13 protein-coding genes and 1 pseudogene are annotated in these 18,942 nt (G+C 65.2%); 7 read left to right on the top strand and 7 right to left on the bottom strand.

Translation table 11 applies throughout. The features are described from left to right. Window positions 1–102 precede the first annotated feature (102 nt). The 4 genes and pseudogenes from xopN to trxA form a co-directional block, all read right to left on the bottom strand. Entirely contained in the window at window positions 103–2,304 is a 2,202-nt protein-coding gene (gene xopN, locus J7367_RS02735; protein WP_057659871.1) for a type III secretion system effector XopN, read from the bottom strand. Window positions 2,305–3,017: 713 nt separating this feature from the next. Next, a pseudogene (locus J7367_RS02730) lies at window positions 3,018–3,495 on the bottom strand (hypothetical protein). Window positions 3,496–3,517: 22 nt separating this feature from the next. Then, window positions 3,518–3,967, bottom strand: a complete 450-nt coding sequence (locus tag J7367_RS02725; protein ID WP_209028896.1) for a DUF4442 domain-containing protein — start codon at window positions 3,965–3,967, stop codon at window positions 3,518–3,520. Between the two features lie 330 nt (window positions 3,968–4,297). Then, window positions 4,298–5,155 carry a thioredoxin gene (gene trxA / locus J7367_RS02720; protein ID WP_057659868.1) on the bottom strand — a complete coding sequence of 286 codons (858 nt, stop codon included), beginning with the start codon at window positions 5,153–5,155 and terminating at the stop codon, window positions 4,298–4,300. A 206-nt stretch (window positions 5,156–5,361) separates the two neighbouring features. Between trxA and J7367_RS02715 the strand changes: the two genes are divergently transcribed. From J7367_RS02715 to rsfS, 6 genes are all read left to right on the top strand, one after another. Then, a complete protein-coding gene (locus J7367_RS02715; protein WP_007962219.1) occupies window positions 5,362–5,979 on the top strand; it encodes a DUF998 domain-containing protein in 618 nt (205 codons plus the stop codon). A gap of 67 nt (window positions 5,980–6,046) precedes the next feature. After that, complete coding sequence (gene leuS / locus J7367_RS02710) at window positions 6,047–8,689, top strand: leucine--tRNA ligase (RefSeq protein ID WP_057659866.1); 2,643 nt, start codon at window positions 6,047–6,049, stop codon at window positions 8,687–8,689. A gap of 576 nt (window positions 8,690–9,265) precedes the next feature. Next, complete coding sequence (gene lptE, locus J7367_RS02705) at window positions 9,266–9,910, top strand: LPS assembly lipoprotein LptE (RefSeq protein WP_005912936.1); 645 nt, start codon at window positions 9,266–9,268, stop codon at window positions 9,908–9,910. Between the two features lie 22 nt (window positions 9,911–9,932). Further along, window positions 9,933–10,961 (top strand): DNA polymerase III subunit delta, encoded by a 1,029-nt coding sequence (gene holA, locus J7367_RS02700; RefSeq protein ID WP_057659864.1) that lies wholly within the window; start codon window positions 9,933–9,935, stop codon window positions 10,959–10,961. Beyond that, the gene (gene nadD / locus J7367_RS02695) at window positions 10,958–11,827 is read left to right on the top strand and encodes a nicotinate-nucleotide adenylyltransferase (RefSeq protein ID WP_057659862.1); all 870 of its coding nucleotides are present in this window, start codon (window positions 10,958–10,960) and stop codon (window positions 11,825–11,827) included. The genes holA and nadD overlap by 4 nt, the downstream gene beginning before the upstream one ends. Before the next feature lie 56 nt (window positions 11,828–11,883). After that, the gene (gene rsfS, locus J7367_RS02690) at window positions 11,884–12,297 is read left to right on the top strand and encodes a ribosome silencing factor (RefSeq protein ID WP_005912943.1); all 414 of its coding nucleotides are present in this window, start codon (window positions 11,884–11,886) and stop codon (window positions 12,295–12,297) included. Between the two features lie 156 nt (window positions 12,298–12,453). Here the strand turns inward: rsfS and J7367_RS02685 are convergent, their stop codons facing one another. Beyond that, window positions 12,454–13,989, bottom strand: a complete 1,536-nt coding sequence (locus J7367_RS02685; RefSeq protein ID WP_057659860.1) for an alkaline phosphatase PhoX — start codon at window positions 13,987–13,989, stop codon at window positions 12,454–12,456. 121 nt (window positions 13,990–14,110) lie between these two features. On the opposite strand from J7367_RS02685, the gene rlmH reads away from it, so the two are divergent. Continuing rightward, the gene (gene rlmH, locus J7367_RS02680; RefSeq protein WP_003486825.1) at window positions 14,111–14,581 is read left to right on the top strand and encodes a 23S rRNA (pseudouridine(1915)-N(3))-methyltransferase RlmH; all 471 of its coding nucleotides are present in this window, start codon (window positions 14,111–14,113) and stop codon (window positions 14,579–14,581) included. Window positions 14,582–14,657: 76 nt separating this feature from the next. Here rlmH and J7367_RS02675 read toward each other — a convergent pair whose 3' ends face one another. Both J7367_RS02675 and J7367_RS02670 read right to left on the bottom strand, forming a co-directional pair. After that, window positions 14,658–15,335, bottom strand: coding sequence for an energy transducer TonB (locus J7367_RS02675; protein ID WP_057659858.1), 678 nt, complete (start codon window positions 15,333–15,335; stop codon window positions 14,658–14,660). Between the two features lie 310 nt (window positions 15,336–15,645). Beyond that, entirely contained in the window at window positions 15,646–18,726 is a 3,081-nt protein-coding gene (locus J7367_RS02670; protein ID WP_057659856.1) for a TonB-dependent receptor, read from the bottom strand. Between the last annotated feature and the right edge of the window lie 216 nt (window positions 18,727–18,942).

The raw sequence follows: 18,942 nt of genomic DNA, 5'->3' as shown, positions 1-18,942 counted from the left end.
GTGTGGTCAGGCTTGCTGACCCATGCCTTCGTCCCGCGCCCGGGGCACGGCATGCGGCATGTTGCAGGCAGGCAAGGCCCTGCAACATGCCGGATGATCACCTCACACCAAATCCTTGGAGTGTTTGCCGGCCATGCGCGCGAACTCGTGGAGTTCCACCCCCAAGTTCCGAGCACTCTTGGACCGGGTTATCTCGTCGTTCGTCTGCCCCAGCCTCGATCGGTTCGGGCTACTCGGGGCCGAAACATGTTCCCGGCGCGGTGGTGCCGCCCTGGATGTCGATGGCAGATCCTGTGGCTGGCTGGAAGAGGCGCTTGCCTCCTGCGCAGGCAACGCTCTTGCCGCTGCTAGCAGCGCTTCAACGTCATTGCCCTCCAACAAGGCGTTGATGGCCTTGCTGGCCTTGGTCGCACGGCGCTGGGAGAGCGTTTCATGCATCGCGCCCATGACGCCGCGGCTTACCTGCTTGCCCAGCCCGATGTCGGTGCTTCCCTCGCGACGGTTGTTCTTGATGGTGATGGCGGTGTGCTGGTTCAGGGCGCCAACGGTGGCCATGCCTCCGGATATCGCCGACACCGCCAGGCTTTGCGCGACCGGAACATTGCGGGTCCCGCCCTGGGCGGCCGAAACGAGTTTGCTGATCACCGACGATGCGGCGCTGCCCAGGAAGACCAGATGGAACATCTGGCCGATGCGCTGTGCGGTTTGCGCGGTGAACTCGAGATAGTTGTACTTCTTGGCGATATCGTTGAACAGCTGCTGCGACAGCACAGATTTTTCGGCACCGATAAGCAGCTTGGATGCGGTGCCGTTCGGGTCGATTTGGTCGAGCCTGCCCTCACGCAATGCCTCAAGGTCGTTGCGCAGCAAGCGCAGGTCCTGCATTGCCTTGCTGGCGTCGCCGGCCTCGATGTCGCGGTCGTCTGCCGTGATTGCGCCGTGCTGCGCATCCTCTGCTGTCACCGCATCCGCCAGCAGCTTCTCCAGCTCGGCGACCCCGGCGGTGACGCGCTTGACCAGGGCTTGGGTGGGCGACTGGATCAGGCTGCGTAGTTTGTCGGCCTTGATGTCTTCTGCGCTGACCGCCGTGCCGCTGGCCAGCTTCTGCTTGCCTGCGGCGGTCAGTACGTCGGCGTACAACAGGTTGAGCTTGTTGTTGGCTTCCTGCTTGGCTTGCTCGTCGAAACCGGCGGCCACATGTTGTGCAGCCGTCATCAACATCGCGCCAACGGTCTGCGCCGTCGGCGACAGCGCACGCATCGCGCCTGTCTTGCTGAGCAGCCCCAGCGTGCTGGCGACCGGCGAACGTAAGATGCGTGGAATGGCCTGCCAGCGGTTGCCTTGCCACTGGCGATCGTGCGCGCCCTGGGTCATGACGAAATCATGCTGGGCCTGGTGCAGATCCTTCTCTGCTGTCAGCAAGACCTCGGCTGCCGCTGCGCGTTCTGCATGTGGGGAATTTGGATCACGCTGGATCTCGCGAAACCTGTCGCAGGCGTTGGCAAACGTTTCGATCTTTTCCTCGAGGGCGCTTGCCAGTTCGGGGAGCCAGTGCTTGTCATTGATCTGCTTCTTGTCCGGCACGATGACGTGAGCGCCGTGTTCGCGAATCGACTCGCACAGGCTGACAACCGCCGATTGTTGGCCGGCATTCACAGGTGCGGCGACCAGCATGGTCGCCAGGCCGAACCCAGCGCCCGCCCAAGGTTGGCGTGTCGCATAGTTGATCCACGGCGAGACGATGTACTGCATGGCGTTGGTGAGGAAACTGCCGCTCGGGTTGGGCAGGCCGGAGAGCAGTGCGGTGCGCCGCAGGGTGACCACGTCGTGTTCGTTCAGCCCCTGCGCCTTGTACCAATCGCTCACATCGTGTTCGCTGATGCGGCTGACCAGGTCCGCATGCGTGGCCGCGCGTGCCTGCGCACCCGTGGTGCCGGGCGATTTCATCGGCCTGAGCCTGCTGATCAGATCGGCCGCCAAGTCCGGTGCGATTGCGCGTGCATTGTCCGAGGCCAGCTGCTGACGAAGCCGTGCCAGCGTCGCCTTGGTTGCAGTCGATGAGGTGACCGGTGGCGGAGCGAGGGCCGGTGCGTCTTGCTCGGGCCTGGCTAGCAGCGCCCCTAACGTGGTTCCGCTATTGCGCCTGACGGGCGCGCGCCCAAGTGGGCTGAGTGCGGGATCAGGCGCAGATTGCGGGATGACCGTTGCAGAGGTGGAGGCAATGGCGAGCTCTGTCTCCTGGATCTCAGGCGAGTGCGTCCTCGCACTGCGGCTGGCCGGATCGACGGATGCGGATGACTTCATCGGGATATCTCCTGACGTGGATACGGCAGATAGATTGCTTGCGTACCAGACGATTGTTGCGCATCGCATGGGATTGCATCGCAGATGCCGTGGAACCTTCCACCCTTGGCGAGGTTCCTGGTGCAATCCTGAGCCTGCCGGTAGTGATGGAGGCGAGGTGGTGAATGCACTGCGCGAAAATTGAACTACCAGAGCCCTATGCCGCCTGTCTGCACAGCAGATCTTCTATCGCCGTACGCGAACCAAATGAGGTTCCGAAACGGCGCTTGGTCCGCATCAATGTGGCGTACGTGACAGAGCGCGGTTTTTTAAAGGCGCTGGAGTTCGGCCGTTGGCCGGTCTCTGTCTCGTCAGCAGTGTCCCGGATGCGCGTCCATGGCGAGCAGGTCGACGTGGGTGCAGGCCAACACAGGTGCTGCGCTTCAGGATTGCGGCAACGGACCGCATGCTAAGCGAGGTCATTCGAGACGAGTATCACCTGAGGTGCCGAAACCCCTGTGGCCACTACAGCCTTCATAGCTGACTTGAGTAAACAGGCAAGCGTGCGCATTTAGCGAGTGACGTCAGGCTCGCGCTTCGTGCGTTGCGCCGCCGATTCGCGCTTTTTTTACGGCGATTGGGCGCTGACAGTGACACTGCTCGGGTCTGGCAAATGATTCGCCGCCCAGACCGGTCCGTGGCGTCCGGAAGCGGGCGAATCCTCCCGCGCTGCATCAGCGCGCGCGGAACGCCAGCATCGCGCTGGACAGCATCCAGGCGACCGGCAGGTGGCTCTTCTTCGGCGACGCAGCGGTCTTGCGCAGCGCGTTGTGGCGCCGCTTGCAAACGCCTGAAGGCGCAACTGCGTGCAGGTCTGAAGGATCGCCCGTTTGCAGAGCCGTCGGACGAGCAGCTCGCAGTGCAGGCGGAAAACGTGCAATGGGCGGATACCCGTTTGCAGGAGCGTATTGAAGCGTTCGGTGCGGGCGCCGCCTAGGAAGTTGCCGCCGATATGAAGGCGGTCGGCAGTAAGGCGTCGCTGCCCATTGCGTATGAAAGTTTCAGATCGTTTTTCGTTGGCGCGGTGCGGACGCCGCGGTTCCTGCTGCGGCGCCTGCAGCTGGTCGTGAGGGCATGCAGGTTTCGCGCCGGCATCATCCGTTGCGTGAGCGGCGAGGTGAGCGAAGCATGCATCGCCGCATCAGCTGGCATGGCAGCAGCACGGCCGTCATCCTCAGCGGGCCGGCTTGCGTTTGACGTAGAGCTGCTTGCGGACCTGTGCGACCACTTCGCCGTCGCGGTTGTAGACCGTGTTCTCGAACCAGTGCAGATGTTTCTCGCCGTTTGCGGTGGCCTCGCGCAATTGCGCCAGCACGCTGTCGTCGATGACGAAATCCGCCGTTACCGTGCCGCGCCCGGGCTTGACTAAGTCGATGCTGCCGGCCTTGTCCCACACGTAATAATCGCGGCCCAGATTCTGCATGGTCAGTAGCATCCAGAACGGGTCGGTCATCGCAAACAGGCTGCCGCCGAAATGGGTGCCGACATAGTTGCGATTCCACGGGCGCTGGCGCAGCTCCACCCGCGCAAAACGGTAGTCGGCCGAGAGCACGGTGACGTGGATGCCGGCGAACAAGAACGGCGGCCAAAGATTGATGCCTAACTTGAACAACGATACGCGCATGCGGGCCTGTTTCCTTGGCGAGGGAAAGTGCCCAGCATAACATTCGCATGCGTATGGAGGCTTGCCGCATGCCGACATTGAGACGGTCGTGTTCGTACTGCGAGCCAGTCCAGGCGGTGGGTCATCTCCGCTTACGCAGTCGCATGGTGTGCATTGCCGCTTGGTGCACACCGGGCAAGAGCCCACCGTGGTGGTGCAGTTTTCGTAGGAGCGGACCTGGCCGCGACGGCGCGCTCTCCGCGAATATCTTATCGAGGACTGGCGAGTACCGCCTGGTCGCGGCCGGGTCCGCTCCTACGTGTCCGTGTGGCGCCGCAGCGCCACTGGCTGTCAGAACACCAGCGCCGACATCTTGCGACGATAGCGGCCGACCAGGTCTTCGTCCTCGATCACGCGGAAGGCATCGATCAGGCTACGGCGCGGCAGGTTGTCGTCGAAGCTGCGGTCCTGGCGCAGCATTTCCAGGAACTGCTCCAGCGCCGCTTCGTCGTTGCCGTCGAGCAGATGGCGCACGCCGAGCAGGTGGCGGGCGCGCAGGTCGGCGCCGTTGGCATCCACGGCGGCCTGCAAGGCGCCGGCGTCCGGGGCGTCCTTGAGGACGTTGGCAAAACTCAGCCGCGCCTTGGCGCGCACCGCGCGATCGTCGGCGGCCAGATTGGCGGGCAGGGCGTCGATCAACTGCTCGGCCTCGGTGGTGTCGCCGGTCTTGAGCAGCGCCAGCGCCAGGTCCAGCTTGAGTTCGTCCTTGTCCGGTTCGGCGGCGACCGCTTCACGCAGCGCCGCGGCTTGCGCCTGCGGGTCGAGCGGCGCCAGCGGCACATCTTCGGCCACCTGCGGCTCGGCCGGCAGCACGCCGTGCTGGGTCAGGAATTCGCGCACCTGGCCTTCCGGCATCGCGCCGGGGAAGCCGTCGACGATCTCGCCGCCCTTGACCAGGAACACCGTCGGCACCGAACGGATCTGGAACGCCGCGGCGATCTGCTGTTCCTTGTCCACGTCGACCTTGCCCAGCTCGAACGCACCGTTGTACTCGCCGGCCAGCTTTTCCAGGATTGGCGTCAGCGACTTGCAGGGGCCGCACCAGGTGGCCCAGAAGTCCACCAGGACCGGTGTGGTCAACGATTTCTGCAGGACTTCGGTCTCGAAGGTGTCGGTGGTGGCATCGAATACATGCGGCTTGTCGGACATGGGCTTCCAGAAGTTAAGTACGGCGACAGTGGGAGGTAATGGTGGCAAACGCGGCTGACACAAGCCTAGCGGCAATGACGCGCGCACGTGCCCGGGTCGGGCGCCTTCCGCATGGCCGTGTGAGCACCGGGGGTTCACGCCGCGCCCGGCCGGCACGACAATGCCGCGTCCTGGCGGCGCTTCGCGCCCCGTGTTGGAGTAAGCCAATGGCAACCACCGAGCGCGCACAGCGCTACATGGGCCTGATCGCCGCAACGGTTTTCGTATTGGCGCTGGCCGGTTTCGGCGTCACGCTGCCGGGCTATCTGCAGGCCAGCCATCCGGTGGCGCTGTTGGGCGCGCAGGGCGTGCCGCATGCGCTGGGCTTCAATCTGGTCGCGTTCGTGCTGGTGGGCGCGCTGGGCATGGCCACCGGGGTCAGCCTGCTGGCGCGCATGCCACCCAAGGCGAGCTGGAGTCTGCGCGTGGGCGGGCAGTTGATCGTGCTGGCCGGCCTGGCCTTTCTGGGCATGGGTATGCTGCCGCTGGACCCCGCCGATCTGGATGGCCGCGCCAGCCAGGCCCACGCCACCGCCTGGTTGTTGTGGGCCGTGGCGTTCGTGCCGGGCATGTTGTTGATTGCCGCCGCGCTGCTCAACGGTGCCAAGACCCGCGGACTGGCCTGGCTGAGCCTGGCGGCAGGGCTGCTGGTGGCGGTGCTGGCATTCGGCCCGCCGGGCCTGGTGCGCCAGGCCATTGCGCAACGGCTGGCGTTCCTGGCCTGGGTCGGCTGGCTGGCAGTGGCGGGCTGGATCTGGCCCCAGAAGCCGGCCACGCTGCGGTAACGGTTTGGTCCACCTGCTGCACTGCGGTACCCTGTACCGCTTTGCACCGCCCTAGCATCCGCTCCCAATGTCCACCGTCGAACCGAACGTCTACGACCCGCAGCAGGTCGAAACCTCCGCCCAGCAGTTCTGGGATGCCACCCGCGCCTTCCAGGTCGACGAGAACTCGGAGAAACCCAAGTTCTATTGCCTGTCGATGCTGCCGTACCCGTCCGGTGCGCTGCACATGGGCCATGTGCGCAACTACACCATCTCCGACGTGGTCAGCCGCTACAAGCGCATGACCGGCCACAACGTGCTGCAGCCGATGGGCTGGGATGCGTTCGGGCTGCCGGCGGAAAACGCTGCCATCAAGAACAGGACCGCGCCGGCCAAGTGGACCTACGCCAACATCGCGCACATGCGCGCGCAGCTGAAATCGCTGGGCTACGCCATCGATTGGTCGCGCGAGTTCGCCACCTGCACGCCGGACTACTACGTGCACGAGCAGCGCATGTTCACCCGGTTGATGCGCAAGGGCCTGGCGTACCGCCGCAATGCGGTGGTGAACTGGGACCCGATCGACCAGACCGTGCTGGCCAACGAGCAGGTCATCGACGGCCGTGGCTGGCGCTCCGGCGCGGTGGTGGAAAAGCGCGAGATCCCGCAGTGGTTCCTGCGCATCACCGATTATGCCCAGGAACTGCTCGACGGTCTGGACCAGCTGGACGGCTGGCCGGATTCGGTCAAGACGATGCAGCGCAACTGGATCGGCCGCTCGGAAGGGCTGGAAATCCAGTTCGACGTGCGCGACACCAATGGCGCTGCGCTGGACCCTTTGCGTGTGTTCACCACCCGCCCGGACACGCTGATGGGCGTGACCTTCGTATCGATCGCCGCCGAGCATCCGCTGGCGTTGCACGCGGCCAAATCCAACCCGGAACTGGCCGCGCTGCTGGAAACGCTCAAGCACGGCGGCGTGTCAGAAGCCGAGCTGGAAACCCAGGAAAAACGCGGCATGGCGACCGGCCTGACCGCGGTTCACCCGATCAGCGGCGAGCAGGTGCCGGTGTGGGTGGCCAACTTCGTGCTGATGGGCTACGGCACCGGCGCGGTGATGGCCGTTCCCGGCCACGACCAGCGCGATTTCGAATTCGCCAACAAGTACGGCCTGCCGATCGTGCAGGTGGTCAAGCTGCGCGAGCCGCGCAACGAAGAAGAGCAGACCTGGGACGCCACTCACTGGCGCGATTGGTACACCGACAAGAGCCGCGAGCTGGAGCTGATCAATTCGGCCGAGTTCGATGGCCTGGATTTCGGCGGCGCCTTCGAAGCACTGGCCGAGCGCTTCGAGCGCAAGGGGCAGGGCCAGCGCCGGGTCAATTACCGCCTGCGCGACTGGGGCGTGAGCCGCCAGCGTTACTGGGGCTGCCCGATTCCGGTGATCTATTGCGCCAAGTGCGGCTCAGTGCCGGTACCGGAAGACCAGCTGCCGGTGGTACTGCCGGAGAACGTGGAATTCTCCGGAACCGGTTCGCCGATCAAGACCGACCCGAACTGGCGCCAGACCACCTGCCCGGACTGCGGCGGCCCGGCCGAGCGCGAGACCGATACCTTCGACACCTTCATGGAATCGAGCTGGTACGTGGCGCGCTACACCAGCCCGAAGGCACGCGACATGGTCGACCGCCGCGCCAATTACTGGATGCCGGCCGACCTGTACGTGGGCGGCATCGAGCACGCGATCCTGCACCTGATGTACTTCCGCTTCTATCACAAGCTCATGCGCGATGCGCGGCTGGTGGACAGCGACGAGCCGGTGACCAATCTGCTCACCCAGGGCATGGTCATCGCCGACACCTTCTATCGCGATGCCGATAACGGCGGCAAGGACTGGATCAACCCGGCCGACGTCGAGATCCAGCGCGACGAGCGTGGCCGTGTCACTGGCGCAGTGTTGATCGCCGACGGCCAGCCGGTGCAGATCGGCGGCACCGAGAAGATGTCCAAGTCCAAGAACAACGGCGTGGATCCGCAATCGATGGTGGCCAAGTACGGCGCCGATACGGTGCGGCTGTTCTCGATGTTCGCCGCGCCGCCGGAGCAGTCGCTGGAATGGAACGAGGCCGGCGTGGACGGCATGGCGCGCTTCATGCGCCGGCTGTGGGTGCAGGTACACAAGCATGTAGGCGAGGGCGCAGCCGCCGCGCTGGATGTCGCCGCATTGACCGCCGAACAGAAGGCGATCCGCCGCAAGACCCACGAGACCATCGGCAAGGTCAGCGACGACTATGGCCGCCGCCACAGCTTCAACACCGCCATTGCCGCAGTGATGGAACTGTCCAACGCGCTGGCCAAGTTCGACGACATCAGCGAACAGGGCCGCGCGGTGCGCCAGGAAGCGCTGGAAGCGATGGTGCTGCTGCTCAATCCGATCACCCCGCACGCCAGCCACGCGTTGTGGCAGGTCCTGGGCCGTGGTGAGACTCTGCTGGAGAACGTGGCCTTCCCGCAGGCCGATGCCAGCGCGCTGGTGCGCGATGCGTTGACGCTGGCAGTGCAGATCAACGGCAAATTACGCGGCACGATCGACGTCGCTGCCGACGCGACCCGCGAACAGATCGAAGCGCTGGCGCAGGCCGAGCCGAACGCCGCCAAGTTCCTCGAAGGTCTCAGCGTGCGCAAGATCATCATCGTGCCCGGCAAGATCGTGAACATCGTGGCGGGGTAAGTTTTGCTGATCCGTTGGCTTGCCTTCGCCGGCCCGGGCAGTGCGCCGGACCGGCGTGGCAAGGGTAGGTAAGAAGGCCGGGCGTTCCAGCGCGCATATGGGTGCTGACGCGGTCAGCACGCATCGGTGATGTTGCCGCTGCGGCTGCTGCACACTGCACCGGCGTGCGATGTGCGGGTGTGCTGCTGCGACGGCTCTGGCCATGCACTGCGTGGGCGCGCGGCAACACCGAAGGCGAGAGGTGATCGGCGCGAAGCGCCAGGCGTCTGCGGCGTTTGTTCCATCAGTGCGTGACGACGCGCTGCTGGGCTTTCAGGGACACCAGTGCATCGGCGCGTGGCGTGGCTTACGTGGGCACGGCTTTCGTTTTCGCCACTGCCCTTCGCTGGCGCGCACGGGCGCGTGGGGGAGTTTGCAGTGGTTTCTCGACCATCCGTTTCACTGGCGCGTGGCGACGCGTTTTTCATTCCTGGGGCGCCGCAGTTTTTCGCGGCGCCCTCTCAAGCCCCGTTCACGCGGTCTCGGGCAGGCTAGCCGCCTGTTGCCGCCGCCGGGGCGCTCATCCAGACTGTGCCCATGATTCGATTTCCTACTGCCTTCGCTGCGTCCCTCGTGCTCGTCTCGAGCCTCACCGCCTGCGGCTTCCATTTGCGCAATGCGCTGGCGTTGCCGCCCGACACACCGGCGGTGAAGGTGCAGTCCGCCGTGCAGTACAGCGAGCTGGCCAAGCTGTTGCGGCGGGGTCTCAAGGCCTCCGGCGCCACGCTGGCCGACGATGATGCCAAGACCGGCTTTGCCCAGGTGCAGGTGTTGTCCGAGCGTTGGGGCGATCTGCCGATCGCCATCGACAGCCAGGGCCGTGCACAGGAATACAGCCTGCGCTACGCGGCCATTTTCACCGTCACCACCGCCAATGGTTCGGTGCTGGTGCCGCAGCAGGTGATCGAGCTGTCGCGCGATTACGTGTCGCCACCGGTGGACGCCACCGGTACGGCAACCGAGCGCGAAATCCTTGCCGACGAACTGCGCAGGGACATGTCGGCCTCGATCCTGCGCCGTATCGACAGCGTGGTGCGCGCACGCCTGCAGCGCGGCGAAGGTCTGGAGAGCACTCCGACCGCGCCATTGCCGCCGGCTCCGACGGCGCCAGCGCAGCCGACCACGACGCCCGAATCCAGCGTGCCGGCCTCGTTGCCGCCCGCGCCCACGTCGGGCAATTAAGCCGCGCCCCGCGTTTCCGGTCATGGAACTTCGCCCAGAGCAGCTGGCCGGCCAGTCCAGCCAGCCATTGCAGCCGGTGTATCTGATCGCCGGCCCCGAGACCTTGCGCGTGCTTGAGGCCGCCGATGCGGTGCGCGCGCGCGCGCGCGCCGAAGGCATCGGCGAACGCGAAGTGTTCGATGCCGACGGCCGCGAGTTCGACTGGAATCAGCTTGACGCCAGCTTCAATGCGCCCAGCCTGTTCAGTCCGCGCCGCCTGGTCGAAGTGCGCCTGCCCAGTGGCAAGCCCGGCAAGGACGGGGCCGAGGTCATCAGCCGCTTCTGCGCCAACCCACCGCCGGACGTGGTGCTGCTGATCACCGCCAACGACTGGAGCAAGGCGCATCACGGCAAGTGGGCGGAGGCGGTCGGTCGCATCGGCACCATCGCGGTGGCCTGGGCGATCAAGCCGCACGAACTGTCCGACTGGATCGAGCGCCGCCTGCGCGCGCACGGCCTGCGCGCCGACGCCGCTGCCGTGCAGCGCCTGAGCGAGCGGGTGGAAGGCAACCTGCTCGCCGCCGCGCAGGAAATCGACAAGCTCGCCCTGTTGGCCGACGGCAAGACGCTGGATCTGGAGGTGATGGAATCGCTGGTGGCCGATGCCGCGCGCTATGACGTGTTCCGGCTGGCCGAAACCACGTTTTCCGGGCAGCCGGCCGCGGTGATCCGCATGCTTGCTGGCCTGCGCGGCGAAGGCGAGGCGGTCGCCGCGCTGATGCCGATCCTGATCAAGGAACTGCTACGCACCGCGGCATTGGCGAAGGTGCAGGCCAACGGCGGCAACCTGGCCGCCGAAATGAAGGCGCAGGGGCTGTGGGAATCGCGCCAGGCGCCCTTCAAGCGCGCGCTGCAGCGTCACCCCGAACCGCACCGCTGGGAACGCTTCGTCGCCGAAGCCGGGCTGGTCGATCGCATGGCCAAAGGTCGCGCCGACGGCGACGCCTGGGTTGGTCTGGAACGCCTGCTGGTGGCCGTGGCCGAAGCCCGCGCGGTGAGATTGTTGGCGTGAAGGCCAGGGACGCCGGGACCCGGGACCCGGGACCGGGGAGCCGGGAAGGGCAGGGTGACCGGCAGCGAGCCCATTCCGACCAGCTTGCGCAGGGCAGCCGTGCAATCGGCTCTTCCGGATCGCAGGAACAGCAACACTCCCATCCCGACCACGTTGCAGACCCCGGCTCTTCCGATTCCCGAATCCCGAATCCCGATTCCCAGCTCCACCTTTACTACGGCGGCACCTTCGATCCGATCCACCTGGGCCATCTGGCCATCGCCTGCGCGGCGCGCGAGGAACTGGGCGCGTGCGTACGGCTGGTGCCGGCTGCCGACCCGCCGCATCGTCCTGCACCCGGTGCCACCGCCGCGCAACGTGCGCAGATGCTGAAACTGGCGCTGGCCAACCATCCAGGGCTGCAACTGGATACCCGCGAACTGCAGCGCGCCGCGCATTGCGATGCGCCGTCCTACACGGTCGATACCCTGCGCGGGCTGCGTGCCGAACTCGGCCCCGCGGCGCCGATCGCCTGGTTGCTCGGCGCCGATGCCTTCATTGGGCTGCACCACTGGCATCAGTGGGAGGCGTTGTTCGGGCTGGCGCATTTCGTGGTTGCCGCCCGACCGGGCACTGCATTGGCGCTGGCCGACGCGCCGCAGCTGGCCGCGGCGGTGCAGGGCCGTTGGGTCGCCAGCGCCGACGAGCTGCTCGGCGCGCCGGCGGGTCGCCTGTATCTGCTGCATCAGCCACTGCGCGGCGAATCGGCCAGTATGGTGCGTTCACGCATCGCCACCGGTGCGCAATGGCAGAGTCTGGTGCCGCCGCCGGTGGCCGGAATGATCCAGCGCGAAGGCCTGTACCGCAGCGTCCGCCCGGCTACCTGAACACGCGTCCGGCCGGACCGGCCTATAATTCACGCCAATTCCATCGAGTTGCCGCTTTGACCAGCCAAGCCCAAGTCATCAAGACCTCCCTTCCGAACCCGCCGCCGTCCGTGCCGGCCCTGTTGGCTACCGTGCGCGAGGCTGTCGAAGAACTCAAAGCCAAGGACGTGGTCGAGATCGATGTGCGCGGCAAGTCCAGCGTCTGCGACTACATGGTGGTGGTCTCGGGCACCTCGACCCGCCACGTCAAGTCGATCGCTGACGAAGTGGTCAAGTTCGCCAAGCGTCTGGACGTGATGCCGCTGGGCGTGGAAGGCGAGCGCGAAGCCGAATGGGTGCTGGTCGACCTGGGCGATGTGGTGGTGCATGTGATGCTGCCGCGCGTGCGCGAGTTCTATGCACTGGAGCGTCTGTGGACCGTGGGCGATCAACGCCCGTCCGACGAAGACGAGTCCGACGAACTGCGCTGAGTCTGCGCAGGTGCGCCGTAGGCGTGCAGAGACAATAACGGCGCCCTTGGGCGCCGTTGTCGTTTGGGGCGTACGCTGCGCAATCGGCCGGCGTCATGCATTCCCTGCCACGCGCTGTTTGGGGCATGCGCACCGCCGGCGCGTAGCGCCACGCACTTACAGCGGTCCGCGTTCCCACGGCCCGGTGATGGCCAGGGTGATGCCCGGCGTCTGGATGTTGACGAACAAGGTGCGCGCCAACGGGTCCCAGCACGCGCCGCAGAACTCGGTGTCGCGGTAGTCGCCTTCGGCAATGGTCTTGCCGGCATCGGCAATCTGCTGTGAGGTCAGCTGCACATTGTTCTTGGCCAGATAGAACGACTCGCCGTTGCGCGTCAGGCCGAGCAGACGCGCGCCGGGGCCGTACTCGTCCGGGCTTTCGCCGCCGTCTTCGCACAACACCACGCCGCCGCGCGCACTCACCGTCACGTTGTCCGGATTGTGCGCGGCCAGCTGATTGCCGCTGACGAACAGCGCGCTCAGGCGTTGGGTAAACAGGTCCAGCACCCACACCGCACCGTTGCCGTAACCGCGGCGACCCTGCGCATCCACGCCGGTGCTGGTGTCGACGATGAACATCTTGCCGTAGCTGTACCAGATGCCTTCGCCGCGGCTCATGCGCAGCGCGCCATCGGCCCAGGCCTGTGCGAACGGGCCGCTCAGGGTGTCGTTGGCGCCGATGTCGGCAAAGCCGGTTGGTGCGGCGATGCTGTCCAGGTCGGGGTCGGAGACATCCACCCATTCGAGCTGGAATTGCTGGCCGATGCTGGCCACGGTGAGGTCGGCATTGCGGCGCCCGCGCACGCGCGCGGCCTGCAGCCGGCCGTCGTTTTCCAGTGAACCATGACGGCCGCGGCGGTCGTTGGGAATGAAGCGATACAGGCCGGCCTTGTTGCGGTCGTCTTCGGTGAGATAGACGATGCCGGTGCGCGGATCGACCGCCACCGCTTCGTGGCTGAAACGGCCAAGTCCCACCAGCGGGCGGCCGGTGGTGCGGTGGCTGTCCGGGTCCACCTCGAACACATAGCCATGCTTGCGGCCGGTGCTGGAGACCGCATTGGTCTTGATCTCTTCGCAGCTCAGCCAGGTGCCCCATGGCGTAGGGCCGCCGGCGCAGTTGACCAGCGTGCCGCCCAGGCTCGGCTCCAGGCTGCCCCAGCCGCGCCGGCCATAACTCAGGGTGGTGGTACCGCCGCCGGCCTGCTGGGTGCCGCTGAGGGTGCCGGTGTCGTACATCGCCGGGGCGCGGAACGCGCTGCCCGCGCCGCGTTCGTGGTTGCGGATCAGCACATATTCCAGGCCGCGCAGCGGGTCGCTACCGGGACGCCAGTCGGGTCGGCGCAGGCCGACCACGGCCATGCCGTCATGCCGGTCGGGGCAGGGCTGGCCGTCGTCCATGCGGTCGCCGCTCCAGCCGAACGAGCGATAGCTGAAACCCTGTGGCAGCTGCAGCAGCGGCAAACCGGTGCTCTGGTCGGCGACCGGGGCGAGTGGGCCGTACCGGCTCGGGACCGGTGCAAGTTGCGTGGAGTGCGAGGTGGCGGCCTGGGCCTGGCGCGACTGCAACGCGCTCAAGCTGCCAAGGGCGCCGGCGGTCATGACGGCAGCACTGCCCTTGAGAACCTGGCGGCGGGCGGGATCGAAAATCGGCATCGAACGACTCCTGCGTGGCTGGGTGGTCGGGCGACACTAATTGCCAGCTGTAACCACACCATGACACGCAGTGACAAATGGCCGCGGACTGCCCGGGCTGTGACGCGGATATCATGTCGCCATGAAATGCCGACTCATCGCCACCGGCGAGCGCGCACCGAGCTGGGTGGCGCAAGGTTTTGCCGAATATCAAAAACGTCTTTCGCACTGGATGCCGCTGGAGCTGGTCGAGATCGAACCCGGCCTGCGCGGCAAGGGCCGCGATGCGCAGCGCGCGACCGACGACGAAGGCCGCCGCGTGCTCGCTGCGCTGCCGAAAAATGCCTATGTGGTGGCGCTTGATGTGCCGGGGCGCCCGCTCAGTTCCGAACAGCTTGCCCAGCGCATGGAGCATTGGCGCGGGCAGGGCCGCGACCTGGCGTTTCTCATCGGCGGCCCGGAAGGCCATGCGGCGGAGGTGCTGAAGAGCGCCAGCGAAAGCTGGTCGATCGGCCCGCTCACCCTGCCGCACATGCTGGTGCGCCTGATCGTCGCCGAGCAGCTGTATCGCGCCGCGGCGATGCTGGCCAACCATCCGTATCACCGCGCATAAGCGCGGCTAACGAACCGTGTGTGCAGAGCCATAGCGATGCGGCGGCTGCGGTTGCAGGCCGCCGCATCCGGTCCGCTCAATTCAGCGAGAAACTCACCGGCACCAGACCATAGGCCTGCACGGCCTGACCGTTCTGCATCGCCGGCTGGAAGCGCCAGTTGCGCAGCACCTGGCTACGCGCGGCCAGGTCGAGCATGCGATGACCACTGCTGGTCTGCACGCTGACTTCGGCCGGACGCCCATCGGTGCCGACCAGTACGCGCAGCAGGACCGTGCCCTGCTGACCTGCGCGCAGTGCGGCCGTCGGATAGCTCGGCGCTGGCGAACTCAGATACTGCAATTGGCCTGCTTCGATCGGTCCACTGGGGTCGGTGGTGGTAGTCGGGGTACTGTCTGCAACGACGTCGGAGACCGTTGCGGCAACGGCAGACGGTGCGCTGTCGACCAGGGATGTTTCAGTGACCATCGGAGTCTGTACCGGCGCCTGGAGCGTCTTGGTCGGTGAATGCGTTTTCGGCGTGAACGTGACTTCGACTGGAAACGCCAGCGGGGGTGGTGGCGTCGGGATGCTGACCGGCATGAGCCAGCGCTCTTTTGGCGCGGTCTGCTGTGGAATGGCCCGGTGCGAGAGCGGAATCAACAACAACCCGCCCGCCAGGAGGTGCAATGCCACGGCCGTGCTCATCGCCAGAACGCGCGAGGGGTCGATGCCAAGGGGACGGGAAGAAACCTGCGATTGCGTGCGAACCATCATCCACCTCCAGAACGGAACTGCGGAAAGGACCAGCGCGACCCGGATGCACATCACCGTCCGGTGGCGTAGGTTTACCGCAGCGATAGCGACCGCACAAGCGCCACGCAAGATTGCGTGCTTGCGCCGAACCGTCAACGCGGCACGCGTCATCCTTGTGATGCTCGGCGATACCTCGCCGCTCACGTGTGTCGCATGGGTCAGCCGCGGCAATCGTCCGCGCAAACGAAACGCCCAGCCGAAGCTGGGCGTGGATGCAAGAAAAGCCCAGCCCTTTGCAGGGCTGGGGAAACGACGCTGACGGGAGAGTGCGTCAGTAGTCGTACGACACGGAGAACATGGCGTAACGCGGCTGGGTGAAATAAAGCCCCATTCCGTAGGTATTGGACAGCGTGAAGGCACTATCCTCCCAGGTCGAATCCACCTGCAGCGGCTTGCGCTCGTTGAAGATGTTGAAGGCCTGCAAGGTCATGGCGAGCTTGTTGTCCGCGAACGCCGGGCGATAGGTCAGGCCCAGGTCGACGATCTTGGTCCACGGCAATCGGCCGGCATCGCCTGGACGCGACGGTTGGCCATTGCAGGTGTGGTACGAAGAACCATAGCCCACCGGATCGCCGGCATCGGAATCTTCGCTGATGCCGTTGATGCTCACATATCCCAGGCAGGATTTCGGGGTGCCGGACAGGATGCGGATATTGCCCGCGATCAGCCATTCGGGTGCGATCTGATAGGAGCCGTAAAGCTTGATCTGATGGCGGCGATCGTTGGCCAGATACCCGCCCGAGTACCACATCAGCGCAGCAGCGTCCCAATCCTGGGTCTTGGACACATCGGTCTGCCCGATATCGGATTTCACCTGGCCCTCGGTATTGCCGAAGTTGCGCGACCAGGTGTAATCGATACGGCCTTCCCACTTACCGTCGAATGGATGCTGCAGGAACAGGTCCACCGCCAGGTACGTGCGCTTGGCCTTCTTGTCGAAGCCCCAGTCCGAGGGCGACATCGTCACCGAGGTGCGGCCCGAGCCGTCGAGATTGGCGAGGCTGAAGGAATTGGTTTCGCCGGGATTGAAGATGATGCAACCAGGCACGTTGACGGTGCTCGGGTCCACGCCCGATGCCGTCAACTTTGTCCGCATGCGGTCCGCATCGCAGACGTCGTCGATGGTGGCGCCGAGCGTGCGGTAGGTAGCCTTGGCGCCGGTGACCCAACTCTCGCCCAGGGTCTTGTCGAAGCCGAGCATGAACTCGTCCTGGTACATCGACTTCAGGTCGGTGGCGGCGATGCCGGCCGCATCCGGTGCCTGGCCGCATTCCAGATTGGACGACACGATGTTGCCCGAACAGGAGAACCCGGCCGATGGATCCACTGCGACCGGCGTCAGCCCGGTCGGGCTGCCTTGCGCATCGATGCCGGAGTAGGTGAAGTATTCGCGCGTGAAAGTGGACGGCGATGCGCCACGGATGGCCACGCTGTTGGGCAACGCCAGGTAATAGCGACCTGCGTTGCCGTAGACCTTCAGCGACGAGTCGCCGAACACATCCCAGCTCAGTCCCAGGCGTGGCGCCCATTGGTCGCCACTGGTCACGTAAGCCTCGCCCACATCGTTGAAGTTGGTGAACTTGTCGTTGCGGATACCCAATGTCAGCAGCAGCTTGTCGTTGACTTGCCACTTGTCCTCGAGGAAGTAAGCCTTCTGCGCGACTGACATGCTGGTCGCCGTATTGAACACCGAGCGATACACGTAATAGCCGTTGCCACCTGCCGGACCCACGCCCAGCGCAGCGCTGATGGGCGAGGTGGGGCGGGAAGAGCGGCCATAGATCCAGCGGTAGCCTGGCCCCGTGGTGATGACGCCCTCGTTGTCGGCATTGAAATACATGTTGTCCACACCTGCGGTCAGGGTGTGGCTGCCCAGCACGTACTCCAGATCGATGCGCAGGCCGCGCGTCTTGTTTTCGCCGTCGCGTGCCTGGCTGGAGGTCTGGTTGTTGCGGATCTCGCTGCCACCGGTGATGGCCGGGTCCTGCAGATTGGTGTTGGTCAGCAGAGGTGCGGTGCTGGGGTTGTTGCGGAAGTCGGTCTGGCGGCTCTTGCCGTAAGTGGCGCTCAGTGTCAGATCGTCGGTGATATAGCTGGTGTACTTGCCGATGTAGTAGCGGTCGTTGACCTTGACCGTATCGGCGAATGCGCCGTTGGCGTCGCTGACAACGTCCGGGTATCCGTTGAAATCGGTATAAGCACCGCCTTCGCGAGAATTGTTCTTGACGCCGGTCAGTTCGAGAATATTGCTGTCGTTGATGTTCCAGTCGATCTTGGCGTAGACCTTCGGCTCATCGATGCGATAGTTGTTGCGGCCGATGACCGGGTCGTCCCGGCGTGCAGTGGAAACGCCTTCGGTGCGTTCCTGCTCTGCGGCAACGAACACGAACAGGCGGTCTTCGACCAGCGGGCCGCCGGCGTAGACGCTGTAGACCGTGTTCCAGAAGGTGTCGTCCTTTCGGCTGCGGTAAAGCGTGCCGGGCAGGCTTTCATCGCTGTACTCATAGCCGGCAGGCGGTGCGGTATCGGGGTAGAAGACATTTTTGTAGTCGCTGGACAGCGACTTCGGACGCCACAAGGCCTGCGCGCCAAAATGCCACTCGTTGGTGCCACGCTTGCCGACCTGGCTGAGCACGCCCCCGGCCGAGCGGCCGTAGCGGGCGCTATAGCCGCCGGTATAAGTTTCCTGCTGATCGATGGCACCAAACGGCAGGGTGATCCCGCCGATGTTGGTCAGCGGATTGGAGCTGAGATAGCCATTGAGGTAGTAGGCGTTTTCGGTAACGCCGGCGCCGCCGAAGGAAATGGCGTTGCCGAAATAGCCGCTGCCTTGCACCGCGCCGGGCGACAACAGCGCGATCGCTTCGCCCGAGCGCGCCAGTGGCAGGCGTTGCAATTGCTCGGCCGTGATGACGGTACGTGAAGCAGTGGCGGAGACGTCCACCGGCGAGATGTTCTTGCCGGTCACCGTGATGGTGCCAAGGGTGGCAGTCTCGTCGGACGCATTGCTGCTGCCGAAGGACACATCGGTGCCGGCGCCGACGCGTAGCGCGATGTTCTTGCGGGTCTCGGCGGCCTGGCCTTCGCGCTGCAGGGTGACGGTGTAGGTGCCCACCGGAAGGTTGCCGATGGCATAACGGCCATTGGCATCGACGGTTGCAGTGCGCGTCAAACCGGTGTCGCTCTGCGCGGTGACCGTGGCGCCTGCACTGGCCGGCGCGCTTCCGTAGATGCCGGCGGCGAGCATGCCGACGGCGCCGCTCAGGGCAAGCGCAAGCATGCTGATGCGGCCATAGCGCGCAGGCGACGTGGAACGAAACGGGCGGCGTTGCCGCGCGGCGTGGCTGGTCATCTCTATCGCTCTCCAGATGGGCGCCGTCACGAAGATGACGGTGCGCTGACAATCGATGCTAGAGAGCGGTCGCGCCTGCTTAAAGAATAATTTCGCTAAATTTCATATTTTTTTAAGCACAAACAATCAAAAACGCGTATTCAGGCCAAGTCGTCATGACTCTGGGCACTTGCAGCCAGGCATTTTTTTTGGTTTTTAGGGATGGTCTGATCAATG

It is taken from the genome of Xanthomonas sp. D-36-1, assembly GCF_017746155.1.
Taxonomy (GTDB): Bacteria; Pseudomonadota; Gammaproteobacteria; order Xanthomonadales; family Xanthomonadaceae; genus Xanthomonas; species Xanthomonas cissicola.
Note: the sequence above shows the minus strand (reverse complement) of the source record. Positions and strands in the feature narration are given on the sequence as shown.